The sequence below is a fragment of the Enterobacter sp. E12 genome (assembly GCF_014596715.2).
GTDB lineage: Bacteria > Pseudomonadota > Gammaproteobacteria > Enterobacterales > Enterobacteriaceae > Enterobacter > Enterobacter bugandensis.
Genome location: NZ_CP115601.1, coordinates 4,298,760 through 4,321,735, shown reverse-complemented (window position 1 = coordinate 4,321,735; position 22,976 = coordinate 4,298,760). Strand labels below are relative to the sequence as shown.

Below are 22,976 nucleotides of genomic sequence, written 5' to 3'. Positions count from 1 at the left end.
TGAAAAAAGGAACGATTTGCAGCATAACATGAGTTATCCGGACATCACACGCAGCGGTGATGTCCGGGATCGCAAATGCTTAGCGCAACAGAATGTAGATAGACTCATTGCCACGCATGACCTGCAGGGCAATGACCGCCGGTTTGCTCTCCAGCACCTTGCGCAGTTCGGCAATGGACTGCACGCGATTGCGGTTCACGCCAATGATGACATCTTCCTGATGCAATCCGGCCTGCGCGGCAGGGCTGCTCTTCTCGACGGTGTCCAGGCGAATGCCTTTCGTACCGTCTTTCAACTGCCCATCGCTTAGCGTTGCCCCCTGCAGCGCCGGGGCGATAAGCTCCGCGCTGGCAGAGGACGAGGTGCTTTTATCCAGCGTCACTTCGACGTTCAGCGGCTTACCGTCACGGATCAGGCCCAGCTTCACTTTGGCCCCCGGTTCGGTGGTGGCGATACGCGAACGCAGTTCAGCAAAGCTACTCAGCGGCTTGTCGTTAAGGCTGACGATCACATCGCCCGATTTGATGCCTGCTTTTGCCGAGCCGGAGTTTGGCAGCACTTCACTGACAAACGCACCGCGCTGCACGTTGATATTGAACGCTTTCGCGATATCCGCGCTCATCTCCATGCCTTTAATACCCAGCAGTCCACGTTTGACTTCGCCGAACTGGATTAGCTGCTGCGCCAGCGTTTTAGCCATATTGCTCGGGATCGCAAAGCCAATCCCAATGCTGCCGCCGCCCGGAGCCAGAATTGCCGTGTTAATGCCAATCAGCTCGCCGTTAAGGTTGAGTAATGCCCCGCCGGAGTTGCCCCGGTTGATTGAGGCATCGGTCTGGATGAAGTTTTCCAGACCTTCCAGATTCAGGCCACTGCGTCCCAGCGCCGAGACTATGCCGGAGGTGGCGGTTTGACCTAAACCAAAGGGATTGCCCACGGCGACGGCAAAATCACCGACGCGCAGCTTGTCGGAATCCGCAATGGCAATCTGGGTCAGGTTGCTCGGGTTCTGCACCTGCAATAGCGCGATGTCGCTCTGATCATCGCCGCCAATCAGTTTGGCATCAAATTCACGACCATCGTTCAGCTGGACGCTGATTTTATCGGCCTGGCTGATGACATGATTGTTGGTCAGAATATAGCCTTTAGCCGCATCAATGATGACACCGGAGCCCAGGCCTTCAAAAGGCTGAGCCTGCTGGTTGGGGGACTCATCGCCAAAATATTTTTTCAGTTCTTCCGGTACGCGCTGGCTTTGAACCGCCGTGCCTTCTACCTGAACGCTCACGACCGCGGGCAACACTTTTTCCAGCATCGGCGCGAGGCTGGGAGTGGCTGCCTGTCCCGGCACCTGCGAAGGTAGCGCCGCACCGGCAGGGAAGGACGCCGAGAGAGATAACCCGACACTTAACGCTATAGCGCTCAACAGCTGGTTTTTTTTCTTCATTGATGCTGACTCTCGTATCCTGGAATGAAAGAAGAACGGCCCAAAATCATGATGATGTTATTGAATTTTATACCGCTGAACAATGAGGTGTTTGACTAAATAATAGCTGGGGGACGGGAAGAAAGGACGGGCGCAAGAGATGCGCCCGTAAAATATATTTATGTTGTGCGATTAATCGCGTTTTGCGCCACCGCGCAGCAGGCCGGACGCGCCGTCAGAGTAGTCGCGTGGCATCTGAACCGGAGCCTGATCGTTACCCGCTTCTGAGTCGGCCAGACGGTTGCGGAACGGGTTAGTCTCCGCGGTCATTTCCGGCAGCAGGCTGCTGGAGCTTTTCGCCATATGCTGATACAGCTGACGGTAGTCGGTCGCCATGTTGTCCAGCAGCTCGGCGCTACGGGCAAAGTGGCTGACCAGCTCTTCGCGATACTCTTCCAGCTCTGCTTTATTCTTTTCCAGTTCGTACTGCAGTGACTGCTGCTGACGCAATTTGCGGTTACCGAAACGCATGGCCACAGCACCGATCACGATGCCGACGACTAAACCGATTAGCGCATATTCCCAGGTCATGAACTTCTCCCGTTGTCTTGTTGTTCCGTAGGGTGTTGGCTCGGCTCCTGCCTGTGCCTGATAATGCCACTATAACCGCTATTTCCGCAGAAGTGGAATCCTGACGTATCATCGCGTAGTGTAGAACGGCCTTTTTTTCATCAGTCACGCCTGCTGATGAGCATTAATTGAAGGAATAACAATAAGATTATGCAAATCCTGTCCCCTGCATCGCGATATCAACTGGCCCTGAATGAGGGTACTCATCAGCCTGATGACGTTCAACGTGAGGCGGTAAACCGTCTGGAGATGATTTATCAGGCGCTCACGGCAAAACCTGCTGAAGTAGAACAGAGTGGTGGGCTCAAAGCGGCGTTTGGCCGACTTCTCGGCAAAAAAGCGCCGCAGGCTCAGGCTCCGGTGCGCGGTTTATATATGTGGGGCGGCGTCGGTCGCGGAAAAACCTGGCTGATGGATCTGTTTTATCTCAGCCTGCCGGGGGAGCGTAAACAGCGCCTCCACTTCCATCGCTTTATGCTGCGGGTGCATGAAGAGCTGACAGCGCTGCAGGGCAAAAGCGATCCGCTGGAGATTGTGGCTGACAGGTTCAAGGCGGAAACGGACGTGCTCTGCTTCGATGAGTTTTTTGTTTCTGACATTACCGACGCCATGCTGTTAGGCGGGCTGATGAAAGCGCTGTTTGCCCGCGGGATCACGCTCGTTGCCACGTCGAATATCCCGCCGGATGAACTCTATCGCAACGGCCTGCAGCGGGCGCGTTTCCTGCCGGCCATTGATGCTATCAAACAGCATTGCGACATCATGAATGTCGATGCCGGTGTCGATTATCGTCTGCGCACGTTAACGCAGGCGCACCTGTGGCTTTCGCCGTTAAACGCCGATACCGCTCGCGAGATGGATAAACTCTGGCTGGCGCTGGCGGGCGCAAAACGCGAAAACGCACCGACGCTGGAGATTAACCATCGCCCGTTACCTACCCTTGGCGTAGAAAACCAGACGCTGGCGGTCTCTTTTGCGACGCTCTGCGTGGATGCCCGCAGCCAGCATGACTATATTGCGCTTTCGCGCCTGTTCCACACCGTGATGATGCTGGATGTGCCGGTGATGACGCGGCTGATGGAGAGCGAAGCGCGGCGCTTCATTGCGCTGGTGGACGAGTTTTACGAGCGCCACGTCAAGCTTGTCGTCAGCGCCGAGGTGCCTTTATATGAGATCTACCAGGGCGAGCGGCTGAAGTTTGAGTTCCAGCGCTGCCTCTCGCGCCTGCAAGAGATGCAGAGCGAAGAGTATCTCAAGCGTGAGCATATGCCCTAATCAATGCTCCTCTCTCCCACGGGGAGAGGGGCTGGGAGTGAGGGCACCAGACCGCACAAACGCGCCCCCCGAAAAACCCATTCCAAATCACATTTAAGGGTCGATCTTTGACCTCAACTTCTCTATAATCTTGCGACCCCACGTTACGAGAAGGTTTTTTTCCCGAAACTTTCTATGTGTCGGCATGTGCTATTCGAAGGGGTAGGTTTGCCGGACTTTGTCGTGTGAACCTCAACTGACTAAACGTTTGGGTGTTCACCAACGTGTAACTTATTATTTGGGTAAGCTTTTAATGAAAACTTTTACAGCTAAACCAGAAACCGTACAGCGCGACTGGTATGTTGTTGACGCGACCGGTAAAACTCTGGGCCGTCTGGCTACTGAACTGGCTCGTCGCCTGCGCGGTAAGCATAAAGCGGAATACACTCCGCACGTTGATACCGGTGATTACATCATCGTTCTGAACGCTGACAAAGTTGCTGTTACCGGCAACAAGCGTACTGACAAAGTGTACTACCACCACACCGGCCACATCGGTGGTATCAAAGAAGCGACCTTTGAAGAGATGATTGCCCGCCGTCCTGAGCGTGTGATTGAAATCGCGGTTAAAGGCATGCTGCCAAAAGGCCCGCTGGGTCGTGCTATGTTCCGTAAACTGAAAGTTTACGCAGGCAACGAGCACAACCACGCGGCACAGCAACCGCAAGTTCTTGACATCTAATCGGGATTATAGGCAATGGCTGAAAATCAATACTACGGCACTGGTCGCCGCAAAAGTTCCGCAGCTCGCGTTTTCATCAAACCGGGTAGTGGTAAAATCGTAATCAACCAGCGTTCTCTGGAACAGTACTTCGGTCGCGAAACTGCCCGCATGGTAGTTCGCCAGCCGCTGGAACTGGTTGATATGGTAGAAAAACTGGATCTGTACATCACCGTTAAAGGTGGTGGTATCTCCGGTCAGGCAGGTGCGATCCGTCACGGTATCACCCGCGCTCTGATGGAGTACGACGAATCCCTGCGTTCTGAACTGCGTAAAGCTGGCTTCGTTACTCGTGACGCTCGTCAGGTTGAACGTAAGAAAGTGGGTCTGCGTAAAGCACGTCGTCGTCCACAGTTCTCCAAACGTTAATCCATTCTGCTTACGCAGAACGATTGGCGAAAAACCCGCTTCGGCGGGTTTTTTTATGGATAATGCGAAGGTTATCCACAGTAACATTTCATATATCTTCTCTTTTTCCACATTTCCGGCATCCCCTCACCACAAAGCCATCAAAATCTGGTAAACTATCATCCAATTTTCTGCCCAAATATCGGTGAATACTCGATTTTTGTTCGATTCTTGAACAATGTGTCTTCTCTGGGATGGGCGATACTTCATCTGGCTGGCCCCGTTGGGCTGGTAGCAGTAAAAATTCTGAATATACCTGGAGGTTTTCATGGCTGTCGCTGCCAACAAACGTTCGGTAATGACGCTGTTTTCTGGTCCTACTGACATTTATAGCCATCAGGTTCGTATCGTGCTGGCCGAGAAGGGTGTCAGTTTTGAGATCGAGCATGTGGAAAAGGATAACCCGCCTCAGGATCTGATCGATCTCAACCCGAGCCAAAGCGTACCGACGCTGGTGGATCGCGAGCTGACCCTGTGGGAATCCCGTATCATTATGGAATATCTGGATGAGCGTTTCCCGCATCCGCCGCTGATGCCTGTTTACCCTGTTGCACGTGGTGAAAGCCGCCTGTACATGCAGCGTATCGAAAAAGACTGGTACTCGCTGATGAACGTCATTACCAGCGGCTCCGCTTCTGAAGCCGACGCTGCGCGTAAGCAACTGCGTGAAGAGCTGCTGGCAATTGCCCCTGTGTTTGGTCAGAAACCGTTCTTCCTGAGCGACGAGTTCAGCCTGGTGGATTGCTATCTGGCCCCGCTGCTGTGGCGTCTGCCAATTCTGGGCGTTGAGTTCAGCGGCCCTGGCGCAAAAGAGCTGAAAGGCTATATGACTCGCGTATTTGAGCGCGACTCTTTCCTGGCATCTTTAACTGAACCGGAACGTGAAATGCGTCTCGGCCGAGGCTAATGACTGTGGAAATGTCACAACTTACCCCACGCCGTCCGTATCTGCTGCGCGCCTTCTATGAATGGCTGCTGGATAACCAGCTCACGCCGCACCTGGTTGTGGATGTGACGTTGCCGGGCGTGCAGGTTCCAATGGAATACGCACGCGACGGACAGATTGTACTGAATATTGCGCCACGTGCAGTGGGTAACCTGGAGCTGGCAAACGACGAAGTGCGCTTTAATGCGCGTTTCGGCGGCGTGCCGCGTCAGGTTTCCGTTCCGCTGGCTGCGGTTCTGGCTATCTACGCCCGTGAAAACGGTGCAGGCACTATGTTCGAGCCGGAAGCGGCGTATGATGAAGAGGTTGCCAGCCTGAATGACGATGAGGCATCCGATGAACGCGAAAGCGACCCGGTAATGTCTGTGATTGATGGCGACAAGCCCGATCGTCAGGACGACGACGAGGGTCCCGATGATGAACCGCCACCGCGCGGTGGTCGTCCCGCACTGCGCGTTGTGAAATAAACAAACAGGCCCGACGGGCCTGTTTTGCTTTCTGCCCCTTTTCGCCCCCTCTAATTTCCTGTGTTATGATGCAGCGTTTTCCTTCAATGGCACCGGACTGCAATGAAACCGACCGATCGTAACGCTGAAAACTCAGATGAAACCCTTGGCCGCAGCCTGCGTCGCCGACCGCTGACGCGCAAAAAGCTGTCGGATATGGTGGAAGAAGAGCTGGAGCAGATGATCCGCCGGAAGGAATTTGCCCAGGGAGAGCAACTGCCCTCCGAGCGCGAGCTGATGGCGTTCTTCAACGTGGGCCGCCCCTCGGTGCGCGAAGCGCTGGCGGCGCTGAAGCGTAAAGGTCTGGTACAGATTAACAACGGTGAACGCGCCCGCGTCACCCTGCCGTCTGCCGATACCATCATCAGCGAGCTGTCGGGGATGGCGAAAGATTTTCTGACCCAGCCCGGTGGTATTGCCCATTTTGAGCAGCTCCGTCTGTTCTTTGAATCGAGCCTCGTGCGTTATGCCGCAGAGTACGCCACGGACGATCAGATTGCGCGGCTGACGAAAGCGCTGGAGATCAACAGCCAGTCCCTGGATGACAACGCGCTGTTCATTCGATCCGACGTCGATTTTCACCGCGTGCTGGCGGAGATCCCCGGCAACCCAATCTTCAACGCGATCCACGTTGCGCTGCTCGACTGGCTAATCGCGGCGCGTCCTACAGTGCCGGACGCTGAGCTTTATCAGCATAACGAAGCCAGCTATCGCCAGCATATCGCGATCGTTGACGCGATCCGCCGCCGCGATCCCGATGAAGCCGATCGGGCGTTGCAAACTCACCTCAACAGCGTTTCCGCTACCTGGCACGCCTTCGGCCAGCATTCAAAAGCTAAAAAGTAACGATCCTTTAGTGAAGCAGATCGCAATATAAGCGTTCTGTATTCCACTGCTGCTTAATTGATCTGGTGTAACAGGTATAAAGGTATATCGCTATAACAAACACACGAATGATTGAGGTATCTATGGCAACGCAACTCCGCGGCGTAATGGCCGCACTTCTGACTCCGTTTACCCTACAGCAGGCGCTGGATAAGGAGAGCCTGCGCCGTCTGGTGCAGTTCAATATTGCGCAGGGCATCGACGGGCTTTATGTCGGCGGTTCAACGGGGGAAGCCTTTGTCCAAAGCCTTTCTGAACGCGAGCAGGTGATGGAGATCGTGGCGGAGGAGGCGAAAGGAAAAATCACGCTCATTGCCCACGTTGGCTGCGTGAGCACCGCGGAAAGCCAGCAGCTGGCCACCGCCGCTGCCCGCCAGGGCTTTGACGCCGTGTCCGCCGTCACGCCGTTTTATTACCCCTTTAGCTTTGAAGAACATTGCGATCACTACCGTGCAATTATTGATTCGGCGGATGGTCTGCCGATGGTGGTCTACAACATCCCGGCGTTAAGCGGCGTGAAGCTAAGCCTGGATCAGATCAACACTCTGGTGACGCTGCCCGGCGTCGGCGCGTTAAAACAAACCTCCGGCGATCTGTTCCAGATGGAGCAGATCCGACGTGAGCATCCGGATCTGGTGCTCTACAACGGCTATGACGAAATCTTTGCCTCCGGCCTGCTGGCCGGCGCTGACGGGGGGATCGGCAGCACCTACAACATTATGGGCTGGCGCTACCGGGCTATCGCCAACGCGGTTCGTGAGGGGGATAACGCCATCGCACAGCGCCTGCAAAGCGAATGCAACAAGGTCATCGACCTGCTGATTAAAGCCGGGGTCTTCCGTGGTCTGAAAACGGTTCTGCACTACATGGATGTGGTGTCCGTGCCGCTGTGCCGTAAACCGTTTGCTCCTGTAGACGAGAGATTCGTGCCGGCGCTGAAGGCGCTGGCGGAGCAGTTAATGGCGGAAAAACGCTAACGTACTGCCGGATAAGCGACGCGCCATCCGGCAAAACGACAGAGAAATCGTCGGGAGAGTGAAATGAGTAAGTCTACCCAAAGCATCCCGTGGTACCGCCATCTAAGCCGCCCTCAGTGGCGCGCCTTCTCTGCCGCCTGGCTGGGATATCTGCTTGATGGCTTCGATTTTGTTCTGATTGCCTTAGTCCTGACAGAAATTAAAAGTGAATTTGGCCTCACGACCGTTGAAGCGGCGAGCCTTATTTCGGCGGCCTTTATTTCGCGCTGGTTCGGCGGCCTGCTGCTGGGCGCCATGGGCGACCGCTATGGCCGCAAGCTGGCAATGATAACCAGCATCGTGCTCTTCTCCTGCGGTACGCTGGCCTGCGGTTTTGCGCCGGGTTACGTCACCCTGTTTATCGCCCGCATGGTGATTGGTATGGGGATGGCGGGGGAATACGGCTCCAGCGCAACCTACGTCATCGAAAGCTGGCCGAAACACCTGCGCAATAAGGCGAGTGGTTTTCTAATTTCTGGCTTCTCCGTCGGTGCCGTGGTTGCGGCCCAGGTCTACAGCCTTGTCGTGCCCGTCTGGGGCTGGCGAGCGCTGTTCTTTATCGGCATCCTGCCCATCGTCTTTGCCCTTTGGCTGCGGAAAAATATTCCGGAGGCTGAAGACTGGAAAGCGAAGCACGAAGGTCAGGCGCCGGTACGTACAATGGTTGATATTCTTTATCGCGGCAAATACCGCCTGATCAATATGGCGATGACGCTGTTTGCCGGCACGGCGCTGTGGTTCTGCTTTGCCGGCGAACTCAACAACGCCGGGCTGGTGGTTATTCTCGGCCTGCTGTGCGCCATTGTGTTTATCAGCTTTATGGTGCAAAGCAGCGGTAAACGCTGGCCTACGGGCGTCACGCTGATGGTTGTCGTGCTCTTCGCGTTCCTCTACTCCTGGCCGATTCAGGCGCTATTACCCACGTATCTGAAAACCGACCTGGCCTATGATCCGTCAACGGTGGCGAAGGTGCTGTTCTTTAGCGGCTTCGGCGCGGCTGTAGGCTGCTGCGTGGGTGGTTTTCTCGGCGACTGGTTGGGCACCCGGAAGGCCTACGTCTGTAGCCTGCTGGCCTCACAGCTGCTGATCGTTCCCGTCTTTGCGATCGGTGGCGCAAATGTCTGGGTGCTGGGCCTGCTGCTCTTTTTCCAGCAGATGCTGGGGCAGGGGATCTCGGGGATCTTACCGAAACTTATCGGCGGTTATTTCGACACCGACCAGCGTGCGGCGGGTCTGGGCTTTACCTATAACGTCGGGGCGCTGGGCGGGGCGATCGCCCCGGTGATTGGCGCGCTGCTGTCGCAGAATATGGCGCTGGGCACAGCCCTGGGATCGCTCTCCTTCGGCCTGACCTTTGTGGTGATCCTGCTGATTGGACTGGATATGCCGTCCCGCGTTCAGCGCTGGCTGCGGCCGGAGGCGATTCGAACCCACGACGCCATCGACGGTAAACCTTTCAGCGGAGCCGTCCCGTTTGGCGGCGATAAAAGCGCTTTAGCCAAAAGCAAAAGTTAATCCGCTGGAAAAAGCGGCAGGGCGTTAGCTCCGCCGTGAGGATATCTTTATGTACGCGATGACGTTTGCCACGCGGTTTCCAACCCAGAATTAGCGCTTAAACGTCACCGCTTCCGGCTGCGTCAGGTGCAAGGTTGTCTGGCTGGGCACCGTCTCGGCAATCACCTTGCCGTGGCGAACAGAGTATCGTGCCGGCGTCTGGCGACGAACGGCATCAAACCCATTCTCTGCCGGGAGGATCACCAGGTTTGCTGAATTCCCAACGCGCACACCATAGTCCTGCAAATTAAGCGTTTTCGCGCTGTGGGTAGTGATCAGGTTAAGCCCATCGTTTATCTGCCCGTACCCCATCAGTTGGCAAACGTGCAGCCCCATATGCAGAACCTGAAGCATATTCGCGGTTCCCAGCGGATACCACGGATCGAAAACGTCGTCATGACCGAAGCAGACGTTGATCTCCGCTTCCAGCATTTCTTTGACGCGTGTAATGCCGCGGCGTTTGGGATAGGTATCGAAACGACCCTGCAAATGTGTGTTAACCAGCGGGTTTGCCACGAAGTTAATGCCTGACATTTTTAACAGGCGGAACAGCCGGGACGTATACGCGCCATTATAGGAGTGCATTGCCGTGGTATGGCTGGCAGTCACGCGCGAACCCATTCCGTCACGATGTGCCAGGGCGGCAACGGTTTCAACGAAGCGCGATTGTTCATCATCAATTTCGTCACAGTGGACATCGATCAGGCGGTCGTACTTTCTGGCCAGGGAAAACGTTTTATGCAGCGACTCCACGCCATATTCACGCGTAAATTCAAAGTGCGGAATTGCGCCGATGACATCCGCCCCTAAACGCACGGCTTCCTCAAGCAGTGCTTCACCGTTCGGATAAGAAAGAATGCCTTCCTGCGGGAATGCCACAATTTGCATATCGACCCACGGGGCGACTTCCTGCTTCACCTCCAGCATGGCTTTCAGTGCCGTAAGCGTGGGGTCCGAGACGTCAACATGTGTACGTACGTACTGAATGCCGTTGGCGATCTGCCACTTCAGGGTTTGCATCGCGCGAGCTTTAACGTCTTCGTGGGTGAGCATCGCCTTACGTTCGGCCCAGCGCTCGATTCCCTCGAAAAGGGTGCCTGACTGGTTCCAGTTCGGTTCACCCGCCGTTTGCGTTGTATCCAGATGGATATGCGGTTCGATGAAAGGAGGAATAACCAGCCCGCATTCGGCGTCCAACACCTGACCGACTGGCGCAGAGGCGGTTTCCTGAGGATCGATACGGCTGAAGCGTCCGTCCTCAATCGTGATCTGCCATAAACCCTCCTGCCCCTGCAAACGGGCCTGACGGATAGTGAGGGAATTATTCTGCATGGGAAGCCTCCGAAGGATTGACAAGGGTGCGTCTGGCGAATGGGTTTAACACCAAATAGCTGAAGACGCCACCCAATACTGCGTTAACGGGGACAATTCCCGGAATATAATGCCCGGCAGCAACGCCCAGGGCGACCGAGAAAATGGCAATCCAGTTAACAGACACAAAATTTGCGGGGGCGAAGCTGGCATAGCGGCGGCGATTAATCAGGTAGTCGGCGATAATCACCCCGCCAATCGGCGGAATCGCTGCCGACAGAAAGGTCAGCCAGCCAACGAAGTTGTTGTATAGCCACAGCGCGCACAGCGTACCGATAATGCCATTCACCACCGACAGCGTACGGCTGGAAAGGCCAGTAATATTGGCGAAACCCAGACCAGAGGCGTACAGCGCGTTGTCATTGGTGGTCCAGATATTCAGGCCGAGAACGACAATCGCCGGCACCAACAGTCCCTGGGCGATCATCACGTCAGAAATATCGGCCTGTCCTACGGCGGCAGCGCCTGCCGCACCGAAGATAAACATCAGCGAGTTGCCAAGGAAAAATGCCACCATCGCCACCAGAACGGCACCTTTAGCATTGCGGCCAAAGCGGACGAAGTCGGCGGTCAGCGTGCCTGCGCTGATAAACGAACCTACAACCAGCGCCAGCGCGCTGGAAAAGTTGAGCGGCGTCTGCGGCACAATGGATTTGAGGTGGTCCAACCCTCCCACGCCGTCCACCGCCAGCCAGACGGAGTAGCTACCCAGGATGACGATAGCGGGTACGGCGATGATGGATAAAATCGTCAGTGCTGAGATGCCAAAAAAAATGGTCAACGTCATCAACAGGCCGGAAACCGCAATCAGGACGTTCACGTCGATGCCCGTGGCTTTACTCACCGGGATGGCAAACATCGCTACGCCGACGCCAAACCATCCTACCTGCGTACCGCCTAAAAGCATGGAGGGAAGCCAGGAACCTTTTATACCGAACGAGTAACGCGCAAGAAGATGGGTTGAGAGGCCGGTTTTTGCGCCAATGTAGCCAAGAAAAGCAGTGTAAATACCGAGGAGGAGATTGCCGAAGAGAACTGCGAGGAAGAAATCATTATAGGAAAGACCGGTACCGAGCGTGCCTCCGGTCCACATACTGGCGGAAAAAAACGTTAACCCTAACATCACAAAAGTGAGTGGAACCACGCCTTTCCGCGCCGCCAGAGGGACGGGGCCCTGGCTATAATTGTTATCTTGCGACACAACGCCTCCTTGAATTTTGGCCAAAAAATCCGCCGCATAATATCCATTTTTTTCATCAATGCAAACGTTTACGTCCGGGGTTTACACTGCATTTGTGGGGAAATGGGTATCGTTAACAGAAGGGGAGGTTACTGAAAACAGGCTCCCCGGCGTTCCGCTTTATGCTTCTGCCGGGGAGTCAGAGGGGCTTACACTTCCAGGAAGTTCATGATCCCGTCAGCCGCTTTACGCCCTTCGGCAATCGCGGTAACCACCAGGTCTGAACCGCGAACGATATCGCCACCGGCGAAGATTTTCGGGTTGCTGGTCTGGAAGGCGTTGTCGCTGCCTTCCGGCGCAATCACGCGGCCCTGTGAGTCCAGCTCTACGCTGTGTTTCGCCAGCCACTCCATGCTGTGAGGACGGAAACCAAACGCCATCACCACGGCGTCGGCAGGGATCACGTGCTCAGAGCCAGCCACGATCTCCGCGCGACGACGGCCTTTCGCATCCGGCGCACCCATCTCCGTACGCGCCATCTTCACGCCGCTTACCTTACCGTTGGCGTTCACTTCAATGCCCAGAGGCTGGATGTTGAACTGGAACTCCACGCCCTCTTCACGCGCGTTTTTTACTTCGCGCTTAGAGCCGGGCATGTTCTCTTCGTCACGACGGTAAGCACAGATGACGTGCGCCGCGTTCTGACGAATGGACGTACGCACGCAGTCCATCGCGGTATCACCGCCGCCCAGCACGACAACGCGTTTACCTTCCATGCTGACAAACGGCTCGTCGGCAGTTTCTCCGTAGCCCATCAGCTGTTTGGTGTTAGCAATCAGGAACGGCAGCGCGTCGTAAACGCCCGGCGCGTCTTCGTTTTCCAGACCACCGCGCATGGACTGATAGGTACCCACGCCCAGGAACACGGCGTCGTAATCCTTCAGCAGATCGTCGAGCTGCACGTCGCGGCCCACTTCGGTGTTGAGTTTGAACTCAATGCCCATGCCGGTGAAGATTTCACGGCGGCGGGTCATCACCTCTTTTTCCAGCTTGAAGGCCGGGATACCGAAGGTCAGCAGACCGCCGATCTCCGGGTGACGGTCAAAAACCACCGCCTTCACGCCGTTGCGTGTCAGCACGTCGGCACAGGCGAGGCCTGCCGGACCCGCGCCGACGATTGCCACGCGCTTGTCGGTTTGCTTCACGCCGGTCATATCCGGACGCCAGCCCATCTCGAACGCTTTATCGTTGATATAGCGTTCGATGTTGCCGATGGTCACCGCACCAAACTCGTCGTTCAGCGTACAGGAGCCTTCGCACAGGCGATCCTGAGGACACACGCGACCGCACACTTCCGGCAGGGTATTGGTCTGGTGAGAGAGCTCGGCGGCTTCAAAAATACGCCCTTCGTTGGCCAGCTTCAGCCAGTTCGGAATGTAGTTATGGACCGGACATTTCCATTCGCAGTAAGGGTTACCGCAGGACAGGCAGCGGTCTGCCTGTGCTTTGGCCTGGCCTTCTGAAAACGGCTCATAGATTTCAACAAATTCAATTTTACGGATCTTCAGCGGTTTCTTTGGCGGATCAACACGCTGCAGGTCGATAAACTGGTATACGTTCTGGCTCATCTGAATTCCTTACTGCGCCTGCACGCGCAGCTCTGCTGCGCTACGACTACGGTGACCCAACAGGGCTTTAACATCGCTGGACTTCGGCTTAACCAGCGCGAATTTCGCAGAGAACGCTGGCCAGTTCGCCAGGATCTCTTCGCCGCGCGAAGAACCGGTATGCTGCACGTGTTCGGTAATCAAACCGCGCAGGTGTTCTTCATGAATGGCCAGCGAATCAACGTCCAGCACTTCCACCAGTTCCGGGTTCACGCGCTTGCGGAACTCACCGTCTTCATCCAGCACGTAGGCAAAACCGCCCGTCATGCCGGCGCCAAAGTTCACGCCGGTTTTACCCAGGACGCACACAATTCCGCCCGTCATGTATTCGCAGCCGTTATCGCCGATGCCTTCCACCACGGTGATGGCACCGGAGTTACGCACCGCAAAACGCTCGCCCGCACGGCCCGCGGAAAACAGACGACCGCCGGTCGCACCGTACAGACAGGTGTTGCCGATGATGCTGGCTTCATGACTGCGGAAGGCTGAACCGACCGGAGGACGCACCGCCAGCAGACCGCCCGCCATGCCTTTGCCGACGTAGTCGTTGGCATCGCCGGTCAGGTATAACTCAACGCCGCCGGCATTCCACACGCCGAAGCTCTGGCCCGCGGTACCGCTGAAGTGCGCGGTAATCGGATCCGACGCCAGCCCCTGGTCACCGTGCGTTTGCGCGATGTAGCCGGAGAGGGACGCGCCGACAGAACGGTCGGTGTTGCGGATATCAAACCAGAACGTTTTGCTCTGCTTCTCGTCCACGTACGGCTTCGCCTGTTGCAGCAGCTGCGCGTTCAGCACGCCGTTGTCGAACGGCGGGTTGTTCTCGGTGCAGTAAACCGCTTTGCCAGGATGCGGCTGCGCGGTTTCCAGCAGCTTAGACAGCTCCAGCTTCTGCTGCTTAGCGGTGAAGCCTTCCAGCTCTTTCAGCAGGTCGGTACGGCCAATCAGATCCACCAGACGCTTCACGCCCAGCTGCGCCATCAGCTCGCGGGTTTCACGGGCGATGAAGTCAAAGTAGTTGGTCACTTTGAACGGCAGGCCATGATAGTGATTCTTACGCAGCTTCTCGTCCTGGGTTGCAACGCCGGTTGCGCAGTTGTTCAGGTGGCAAATACGCAGGTATTTACAGCCGAGCGCAACCATCGGGCCAGTACCGAAGCCGAAGCTTTCCGCACCCAGAATCGCCGCCTTGATGATGTCGAGGCCGGTTTTCAGACCGCCGTCCACCTGCAAACGGATCTTGTGACGCAGGCCGTTAGCCACCAGCGCCTGCTGGGTTTCCACCAGACCAAGCTCCCACGGGCAGCCCGCGTATTTCACGGAGGAGAGCGGGCTTGCGCCGGTACCGCCGTCGTAGCCGGCAATGGTGATCAGATCCGCATAGGCTTTCGCCACGCCGGTGGCGATGGTGCCGACGCCCGGCTCGGAAACCAGCTTCACGGAGATCATCGCTTTCGGGTTGACCTGCTTCAGGTCGAAAATGAGCTGCGCCAGATCCTCGATAGAGTAGATATCGTGGTGCGGCGGCGGGGAAATCAGCGTCACGCCAGGCACCGAGTAGCGCAGTTTGGCGATGTACGGGGTGACTTTATCACCCGGCAGCTGACCGCCTTCGCCCGGTTTTGCACCCTGAGCGACCTTAATCTGGATCACATCGGCGTTAACCAGGTAGGCAGGGGTTACGCCAAAGCGGCCGGACGCCACCTGCTTGATGCGCGACACTTTGTTGGTGCCGTAACGGGCCGGATCTTCACCGCCCTCGCCGGAGTTGGAGTTGCCGCCGATGCTGTTCATGGCTTCCGCCAGCGCTTCGTGCGCTTCCGGGCTCAGCGCGCCGATGGACATCGCCGCGGTATCGAAGCGTTTGAACAGTTCGGATGCAGGCTCAACTTCGTCAACGCTGACCGCTTCATCGCCCGGATTGAGGGCAATAAGGTCGCGCAGCGTCGCTGCCGGACGGTTGTTCACCAGCTCGGCATACTGCTGATAATCGCTGTATTCGCCGCTCTGTACCGCCTGTTGCAGCGTGCGCACCACGTCCGGGTTGTAGGCGTGATATTCGCCGCCGTGAACGTATTTCAGCAGGCCGCCCTGTTCCAGCGGCTTACGTGCCAGCCAGGCGCGCTTCGACAGGTTCACCAGATCCTGCTGGAAGTCAGCAAAACCGGCCCCGCCGATGCGGCTGACAACGCCCTGGAAGCAGAGGTTGGCGACCTCGTCGTGCAGGCCGACCGCTTCAAACAGCTTCGAGCAGCGGTAAGAGGCAATAGTCGAGATGCCCATTTTGGACATGATCTTGTACAGGCCTTTGTTGATGCCGTTACGGTAGTTCAGCATCACCGTGCGGTAATCTTTGTCGATGGCGCGGGTGTCTACCAGGCGGGCCAGCGTTTCGTAGGCCAGGTACGGGTAGATCGCCGTCGCACCAAAGCCTAACAGCACGGCAAAGTGGTGCGGATCGCGGGCGCTCGCGGTTTCCACAATGATGTTGGCGTCGCAGCGCAGGCTCTTATCCACCAGACGCGTCTGGATAGCGCCCACCGCCATTGGCGCAGGCACCGGCAGACGGTTTTTCGCGATGTTGCGGTCGGACAATACCAGCAGCACGGTACCGTTACGCACCATCTGTTCGGCTTTGTCGCACAGCGCATTCACCGTCTCTTCGAGGCTCGTTTCGGTCACGTCGAAGGTGATATCGAGCGTGTCGGCGCGGTAGTGCTCCTCGGTCATGGTGGTGAGCTGTTTAAAATCAGAGTACAGCAGGATCGGCGATTTAAAGGTCAGACGGTGCGCCTGGCCTTCGGCTTCGCAGAAGACGTTCATCTCGCGACCGATGCTGGTGGCCAGCGACATCACGTGGGCTTCACGCAGCGGATCGATTGGCGGGTTGGTCACCTGCGCAAACTGCTGACGGAAATAGTCGTAAATAATGCGCGGCTGGCTGGAGAGCACGGCGAACGGGGTATCGTCACCCATCGAGCTGACCGCTTCCTGGCCGTTTTCGCCGAGCACGCGAATAACCGAGTCCAGCTCTTCCGCGCTGTAGTTAAACTGCTTCTGGAAGCTTGCGAGAGTATCGTCGTCCATCTCGCGGCTGCCCACTTCGTCGTCAGACAGATCTTCGAAGGGTACCAGGCGACGGACGTTTTTCGCCATCCACTCTTTATACGGATGGCGGCTTTTCAGATCGTTATCGGTTTCCGCAGAGTGCAGAATACGGCCGCCGCGGGTATCGATCACCATCAGCTCGCCCGGACCGACGCGGCCTTTCTCGACCACTTCGTCAGGCTGGTAATCCCAGATCCCCACTTCAGAGGCGCAGGTGATGAGTTTATCTTTGGTGATGACGTAGCGCGCCGGACGCAGACCGTTACGGTCCAGGTTACAGGCAGCGAAGCGACCGTCGGACATCACGATACCTGCCGGGCCGTCCCACGGCTCCATGTGCATGGAGTTAAAGTCGAAGAACGCGCGCAGCTCGGGGTCCATATCCGGGTTGTTCTGCCAGGCCGGTGGCACGAGCAGACGCATGGCGCGCACGATATCCATCCCGCCCGCCAGCAGCAGTTCCAGCATGTTGTCCATGGAGCTGGAGTCAGAGCCGGTTTCGTTCACGAACGGCGCGGCATCGTGCAGGTCAGGGATTAGCGGGGTCTGGAACTTATAGGTACGAGCACGCGCCCACTGGCGGTTGCCGGTGATGGTGTTGATCTCGCCGTTGTGCGCCAGGTAGCGGAACGGCTGAGCCAGCGGCCAGCGTGGAACGGTATTGGTGGAGAAGCGCTGGTGGAACAGGCAAATGGCCGATTCCAGACGCAGGTCCGCCAGGTCCAGGTAGAAGCGCGGCAGGTCAGCCGGCATACACAGACCTTTATAGATGTTCACCAGGTTGGAGAGGCTACAGACGTAGAACTCTTTATCGTCCTGGAGACGTTTTTCAATGCGACGGCGGGCGATAAACAGACGGCGTTCCATATCACGCGGACGCCAGCCCGCAGGCGCATTAACGAAAATCTGTTCAATACGAGGCAGCGAGGAGAGGGCGATTTCACCGAGCACCCCTTCGTTGGTTGGCACATCGCGCCAGCCGACAATCGACAGGGTTTCGCGCTGAAGTTCTTCTTCAACGATGCGGCGTGAGGCGGCAGCCTTTTCAGGATCCTGATTCAGGAACAGCATGCCGACAGCGTAGTTTTTGGCTAAACGCCAGCCGCGCTCTTCCGCCACGATGCGGAAGAAACGATCCGGTTTTTGCAGCAGCAGGCCGCAACCGTCGCCGGTTTTACCATCGGCCAGGATGGCGCCACGGTGCTGCATACGGGCCAGTGCGTGAATAGCGGTACGCACTACCTTGTGGCTAGGTTCGCCTTCTATGTGGGCGATCAGGCCGAAACCACAGTTATCCTTCTCAAGGGATTTATCGTACAACATATCAGTGAACCTCCCCAGGCTCGTCGGGCTTCCCACTGAACTTTACCGTGGCGCACAGGCGCAGAAAGAGCATGGCGACGGGGTTAGCGTTTCATACGCGGACCTCGCATTCGCCCTCTTTTTCATCCTTTCGCGCAGGTAAACAAGTTTGAGGACTTGCTTCAGAGGGAATCTCAATTACTGCATAAATATGATGAGCAGGCCGCTCATCCAGAAAGCTTCCAGCGGATTTCCAACTTATCGGGAATTGGTACACAGGTCAAATGGCAATCTTATTTATACAAAAATGTGCTAAAGCGTAATTATCATTTTGTTTTTATTGGTTATTTGACTAATTTTACAACCACTGAAAGCGCCAGGAAGGTGCAGGGGAGTGTGATCTGACTCACTATATGAAAGCGGTATTATTGATGCAGCATGCTGAAATGCGGATTTATGGCAGAATAATAATCTGGCGCAGTCTTCGAACCCACATAAAATCACTGTTTTTCAGTCCTGGCGCTATAAATGAAAAAAAACCATCAGAACATAAGGAAAAGTAATTACGTGGCGGGTGAATGAAATCTCGGTAATCGTGATTATTTATTCAAATAGATAAAGGCAGTCCAGGGCGATTGATCCAGGTCATCGCCGACAGAGGCTAAAAATGGCAGGCTTGTCCCCTTTCTTCGGGACGGTCTATCAGATTATGCAGTTACAGAAATTAGTCAATATGTTTGGTGGGGATCTTTTGCAGCGGTACGGTCAAAAGGTGCATAAGCTGACGCTGCACGGCGGCTTTAGCTGCCCGAACCGCGACGGCACCATCGGGCGCGGCGGCTGCACCTTCTGTAACGTTGCGTCGTTTGCTGACGAAGCCCAGCAGCATAAATCCATCGCGGAACAGCTCGCCCATCAGGCCAGCCTGGTGAACCGCGCGAAGCAGTATCTGGCCTATTTCCAGGCCTACACCAGCACGTGGGCGGAGGTGCAGGTGCTGCGTTCCATGTACCAGCAGGCGGTTGCTCAGGCGAACATTGTCGGGCTGTGTGTGGGGACGCGCCCGGACTGCGTACCGGAGGCGGTGCTGGATTTACTTAGCGAGTACAGAGAGAAGGGCTATGAGATCTGGCTGGAGCTGGGCCTGCAGACCGCGCACGATAAAACCCTGCACCGTATCAATCGTGGGCATGATTTCGCCTGCTACCAGCGCACCACGCGTCTCGCCCGCGAGCGTGGCCTGAAAGTCTGTTCGCATTTGATTGTCGGCTTGCCCGGAGAAGGGCAGCAGCATGGCCTGGAGACGCTGGAAAAAGTCGTGGAAACCGGCGTAGACGGCATTAAGCTGCACCCGCTGCATATCGTGAAGGGAAGCATAATGGCGAAAGCCTGGGAAGCCGGGCGGTTAAGCAGTATCGAGCTCGACGACTATACGGTGACGGCGGGAGAGATGATTCGCCATACGCCGCCGGAGATTGTCTACCACCGCATCTCCGCCAGCGCCCGCCGTCCAACGCTTCTGGCACCGCTCTGGTGCGAGAACCGGTGGACGGGGATGGTGGAAATCGACCGCTATCTTCAGGAAAACGGCGTACAGGGTTCGGCGCTGGGCCGTCCGTGGGTTCCCCGTCTACCGACGGCGGCCGCCTAGCAGACTCCCCAGCATGCCGCGCACAATCTGATTAGTAACCTGCCGCGCGGCGCTTTTCGCCATGGTCTGTACCACGCCGTCGCGCTTGCCGCCGCGCGGTCCGGTTGTGCCAAACAAAATGTCTTTTAGCCCGCCGAGAATGCCGTCATCCACTGCGACTGACTGGCCCTTAGCGGGTGGAGCATCCTGCGATTCGGTGGTTGCCTGTACCCCTTTTTGCAGCATCTCGAACGCAGACTCCCGATCCACCTCGTCTTCATACTTGCCGTACACCGGGGAGTGATTAATCAGGCTGTTACGTTCATCGTCGGTAACCGGCCCCATGCGCGAGCAGGGCGCGATCACCATTGCGCGTTCCACTACGGACGGGCTGCCCTTGGCATCAAGGAACGAAATCAGCGCTTCACCGGTGCCCAGCGCCTGAATCGCGGCTTCGGTATCAAAGGCCGGATTGGCACGCATGGTTTGCGCGGCGGCTTTCACCGCTTTCTGATCCTTCGGCGTAAAGGCGCGCAGGGCGTGCTGCACGCGGTTACCAAGCTGGCCCAGCACATTGTCAGGAATATCCGACGGGTTTTGCGACACAAACCAGACGCCGACCCCTTTGGAGCGGATCAGGCGGATAACCTGTTCAATTTTATCCAGCAGTACCTGCGGCGCGTCGTTAAACAGCAGGTGTGCTTCGTCAAAGAAGAAGACCAGTTTGGGTTTTTCCAGATCGCCCGCTTCCGGTAACTGCTCGTACAGTTCGGAGAGCATCCACAGCAGGCTGGCAGCGTAAAGCTTTGGCATCTGGTAGAGCTTCTCTGAACTCAGAATGTTGATGATGCCCTTGCCGCTGCTGTCGGTGCGCATCCAGTCTTTAATATCCAGCATCGGCTCGCCGAAGAAGTGTTCGGCGCCCTGCTGCTCCAGCGTCAGTAGCCCACGCTGAATGGCACCGACAGAGGCGCTGCTGATATTGCCGTACTGGTTCTGGAAGGATTTGGCGTTATCGCCGATGTACTGGGTAATGGCGCGCAGATCTTTGAAATCGAGCAGCAGCAGCCCCTGATCGTCGGCGATACGGAAGATGATGTTCAGCACCCCGGACTGCACGTCGTTGAGGTTGAGCAGGCGGGCCAGCAGCAGCGGGCCGAGATCGGAAACGGTGGCGCGTACCGGGTGGCCTTTCTCACCGAAGATGTCCCAGACCACCACCGGATTGCCGTGCGGCGTCCAGTCCGTGATACCGATATTTTTCAGACGCTCGAGCAGTTTTTCTGACGCTGTACCTTCCTGAGCCACACCGGTTAAATCGCCCTTCACGTCAGCCATAAAGACCGGCACGCCAATCTCTGAAAGTGACTCCGCCAGCTTCTGGAGAGTGACTGTTTTCCCTGTGCCGGTGGCGCCGGTAATCAGACCGTGGCGGTTCGCCATCGCGGGCAGTAGATACAGCTCTTTTTCCAGCGTCCGGGCAATTAACAATGGTGTACTCATGATGCGCTTCCTCTCTTAGTCCTGGGTGGAGTATAGGCAACCTGACGGCAAAATGGTTGAGTAAATTGCTGACTTTGCGGCGCATTGTCCAGCGCGGACTATGCTTTTGCATACGGTTCATAAAATAGTGGAAAACAATGTCCAGATTCTTCTTTAACGATCGCAAACAGCTGGTCAATGACGCCATTGAAGGCATACTGCTTTCTGCGCCACATGCGAATCTCGTCAAACTTGATATCGATCCAGCTATCAGGGTTGTCGCCCGCGGCGACTGGGATAAAAGCCGCGTGGCGGTGATCTCCGGCGGTGGCTCCGGGCACGAACCGGCGCACGCCGGATTTGTCGGTAAAGGCATGCTGACGGCGGCAGTGTGTGGCGATCTGTTCGCCTCCCCGAGCGTGGATGCGGTGCTGAACGCTATTGTGGCGGTGACGGGCGATCGCGGCTGCCTGCTGATCGTCAAAAACTATACCGGTGACCGGCTTAACTTTGGCCTGGCGGCAGAAAAGGCCAAACGCTACGGCCTGAAGGTCGAGATGGTGATTGTGGCGGACGATATCGCGCTGCCCGACAACAAGCAGCCGCGCGGCATTGCCGGCACGGCGCTGGTGCACAAGATTGCGGGCTATGCAGCGGAGCAAGGAAAATCGCTGAGCGAGGTGCGGGATATTGCGCAGCAGGCCTGCGATAACCTCTGGAGCCTGGGCGTTGCGATGCAAACATGCAACCTGCCGGGCAGCGACGATGAAGAGGGGCGCATCAAGCAGGGCCATGTCGAGCTGGGGCTGGGGATCCACGGGGAGCCGGGTGCCTCGGTGGTTGATACGCAAAACAGTAAAGCGATTATCGACACGCTGGTGTCGCCGCTCAAAGCGCAGGCGGGCGAGGGACGTTTCGCGGTGCTGATCAACAACCTCGGCGGCGTGTCCGCGCTGGAGATGGCTCTGCTCACCAAAGAGCTGGCACATTCAGCGCTGAAAGAGAATATTGCGTACCTGATTGGCCCTGCGCCGCTGGTGAGCGCGCTGGATATGAAGGGCTTTTCTCTGACGCTGCTAAAGCTCAACGATTACTTTGAAAAGGCGATTCACGCCGAGGTCGAGACGCTGGGCTGGCAGAAGCCTGTGGCGTTTGCCCCTCTGCGTACCGTTCCGCAAAGCGCTATTCACGATAGCGTGGAATATGACGCGTCCGACAATCCGCAGGTGAAGGAGTCTGTTTCACAGGTGACGAAGACGCTCATACAGCTTGAAAACCGCCTGAATGCGCTGGATGCCAAAGTGGGCGATGGCGATACCGGCTCTACGTTTGCGCAAGGTGCACGGGATATTGCGCAGCGCCTGGAAGAAAACACTCTCCCGCTGAATGACGTGCCTAAGCTGCTGTTGCTGGTGGGGGAACGACTGGCCACGGTGATGGGCGGATCGAGCGGTGTACTCATGTCGATCTTCTTCACGGCGGCGGGGCAAAAGCTTCACGATGGACAGCCGCTACCTGAAGCATTGCTGAGCGGACTGGCGCAGATGAAGCAGTATGGCGGGGCAGATCTCGGCGATCGTACGCTGATCGATGCGCTGCAACCGGCGCTGGAAGCCTTGAAGAAAAAAGATCTTCAGGCGGCAGCGCAGGCTGCGCAGCAGGGAGCGGAGGCAACGGCGAAAATGGCGAAAGCCGGAGCAGGGCGCTCATCGTATGTGAATAAAGAGAATCTGGATGGGGTAATGGACCCGGGGGCGGTCGCGGTGGCGGAAGTGTTTAATACATTGGCGCAGTAGCAAAAGTAGGCCGGGTCAGGCGAAGCCGCCACCC

The 22,976-nt window shown here is 56.7% G+C and carries 17 protein-coding genes; 10 read left to right on the top strand and 7 right to left on the bottom strand.

Translation table 11 applies throughout. The features are described from left to right. Positions 1–79: 79 nt before the first annotated feature. Together degQ and zapG are read right to left on the bottom strand one after the other, a co-directional pair. Positions 80–1,447 (bottom strand): serine endoprotease DegQ, encoded by a 1,368-nt coding sequence (degQ, locus tag IB212_RS20650; RefSeq protein ID WP_041907839.1) that lies wholly within the window; start codon positions 1,445–1,447, stop codon positions 80–82. A gap of 171 nt (positions 1,448–1,618) precedes the next feature. Further along, positions 1,619–2,017 carry a Z-ring associated protein ZapG gene (gene zapG / locus IB212_RS20645; protein WP_010436126.1) on the bottom strand — a complete coding sequence of 133 codons (399 nt, stop codon included), beginning with the start codon at positions 2,015–2,017 and terminating at the stop codon, positions 1,619–1,621. A 189-nt stretch (positions 2,018–2,206) separates the two neighbouring features. On the opposite strand from zapG, the gene zapE reads away from it, so the two are divergent. The 8 genes from zapE (at position 2,207) to IB212_RS20605 (ending at position 9,367) form a co-directional block, all read left to right on the top strand. Then, entirely contained in the window at positions 2,207–3,331 is a 1,125-nt protein-coding gene (gene zapE, locus IB212_RS20640; RefSeq protein ID WP_041907841.1) for a cell division protein ZapE, read from the top strand. Positions 3,332–3,623: 292 nt separating this feature from the next. Then, positions 3,624–4,052, top strand: a complete 429-nt coding sequence (rplM, locus tag IB212_RS20635; RefSeq protein WP_006178824.1) for a 50S ribosomal protein L13 — start codon at positions 3,624–3,626, stop codon at positions 4,050–4,052. 15 nt (positions 4,053–4,067) lie between these two features. Further along, positions 4,068–4,460: a 30S ribosomal protein S9 gene (gene rpsI, locus IB212_RS20630; protein WP_003860436.1), complete on the top strand. Its 393-nt coding sequence runs from the start codon at positions 4,068–4,070 to the stop codon at positions 4,458–4,460. A 307-nt stretch (positions 4,461–4,767) separates the two neighbouring features. After that, complete coding sequence (sspA, locus tag IB212_RS20625; RefSeq protein ID WP_028014589.1) at positions 4,768–5,406, top strand: stringent starvation protein SspA; 639 nt, start codon at positions 4,768–4,770, stop codon at positions 5,404–5,406. A gap of 5 nt (positions 5,407–5,411) precedes the next feature. Continuing rightward, positions 5,412–5,912 (top strand): ClpXP protease specificity-enhancing factor, encoded by a 501-nt coding sequence (gene sspB, locus IB212_RS20620; protein WP_028014588.1) that lies wholly within the window; start codon positions 5,412–5,414, stop codon positions 5,910–5,912. Between the two features lie 102 nt (positions 5,913–6,014). Next, positions 6,015–6,797, top strand: a complete 783-nt coding sequence (nanR, locus tag IB212_RS20615) for a transcriptional regulator NanR (RefSeq protein ID WP_041907844.1) — start codon at positions 6,015–6,017, stop codon at positions 6,795–6,797. 122 nt (positions 6,798–6,919) lie between these two features. Beyond that, positions 6,920–7,813, top strand: coding sequence for an N-acetylneuraminate lyase (gene nanA / locus IB212_RS20610; protein ID WP_041911945.1), 894 nt, complete (start codon positions 6,920–6,922; stop codon positions 7,811–7,813). Between the two features lie 63 nt (positions 7,814–7,876). After that, positions 7,877–9,367, top strand: coding sequence for an MFS transporter (locus tag IB212_RS20605; RefSeq protein WP_041907846.1), 1,491 nt, complete (start codon positions 7,877–7,879; stop codon positions 9,365–9,367). Between the two features lie 90 nt (positions 9,368–9,457). Here IB212_RS20605 and codA read toward each other — a convergent pair whose 3' ends face one another. The 4 genes from codA to gltB all read right to left on the bottom strand — a co-directional run bounded on the left by codA (position 9,458) and on the right by gltB (position 18,055). Further along, a complete protein-coding gene (codA, locus tag IB212_RS20600; RefSeq protein ID WP_041907848.1) occupies positions 9,458–10,738 on the bottom strand; it encodes a cytosine/isoguanine deaminase in 1,281 nt (426 codons plus the stop codon). Then, the gene (codB, locus tag IB212_RS20595; RefSeq protein ID WP_041907850.1) at positions 10,728–11,978 is read right to left on the bottom strand and encodes a cytosine permease; all 1,251 of its coding nucleotides are present in this window, start codon (positions 11,976–11,978) and stop codon (positions 10,728–10,730) included. The genes codA and codB overlap by 11 nt, the downstream gene beginning before the upstream one ends. Positions 11,979–12,166: 188 nt before the next feature. Continuing rightward, positions 12,167–13,585: a glutamate synthase subunit GltD gene (gene gltD / locus IB212_RS20590; protein ID WP_041907852.1), complete on the bottom strand. Its 1,419-nt coding sequence runs from the start codon at positions 13,583–13,585 to the stop codon at positions 12,167–12,169. Positions 13,586–13,594: 9 nt separating this feature from the next. Then, complete coding sequence (gene gltB, locus IB212_RS20585; protein ID WP_188245881.1) at positions 13,595–18,055, bottom strand: glutamate synthase large subunit; 4,461 nt, start codon at positions 18,053–18,055, stop codon at positions 13,595–13,597. 688 nt (positions 18,056–18,743) lie between these two features. On the opposite strand from gltB, the gene IB212_RS20580 reads away from it, so the two are divergent. Next, the gene (locus IB212_RS20580) at positions 18,744–19,685 is read left to right on the top strand and encodes a TIGR01212 family radical SAM protein (protein ID WP_127336335.1); all 942 of its coding nucleotides are present in this window, start codon (positions 18,744–18,746) and stop codon (positions 19,683–19,685) included. On the opposite strand, the gene IB212_RS20575 is transcribed toward IB212_RS20580, so the two are convergent. Further along, positions 19,665–21,167, bottom strand: a complete 1,503-nt coding sequence (locus tag IB212_RS20575) for a helicase HerA-like C-terminal domain-containing protein (RefSeq protein ID WP_041907858.1) — start codon at positions 21,165–21,167, stop codon at positions 19,665–19,667. The genes IB212_RS20580 and IB212_RS20575 overlap by 21 nt on opposite strands. 137 nt (positions 21,168–21,304) lie before the next feature. Between IB212_RS20575 and IB212_RS20570 the strand changes: the two genes are divergently transcribed. Next, positions 21,305–22,942 carry a dihydroxyacetone kinase subunit DhaK gene (locus tag IB212_RS20570; RefSeq protein ID WP_041907860.1) on the top strand — a complete coding sequence of 546 codons (1,638 nt, stop codon included), beginning with the start codon at positions 21,305–21,307 and terminating at the stop codon, positions 22,940–22,942. Positions 22,943–22,976 lie beyond the last annotated feature (34 nt).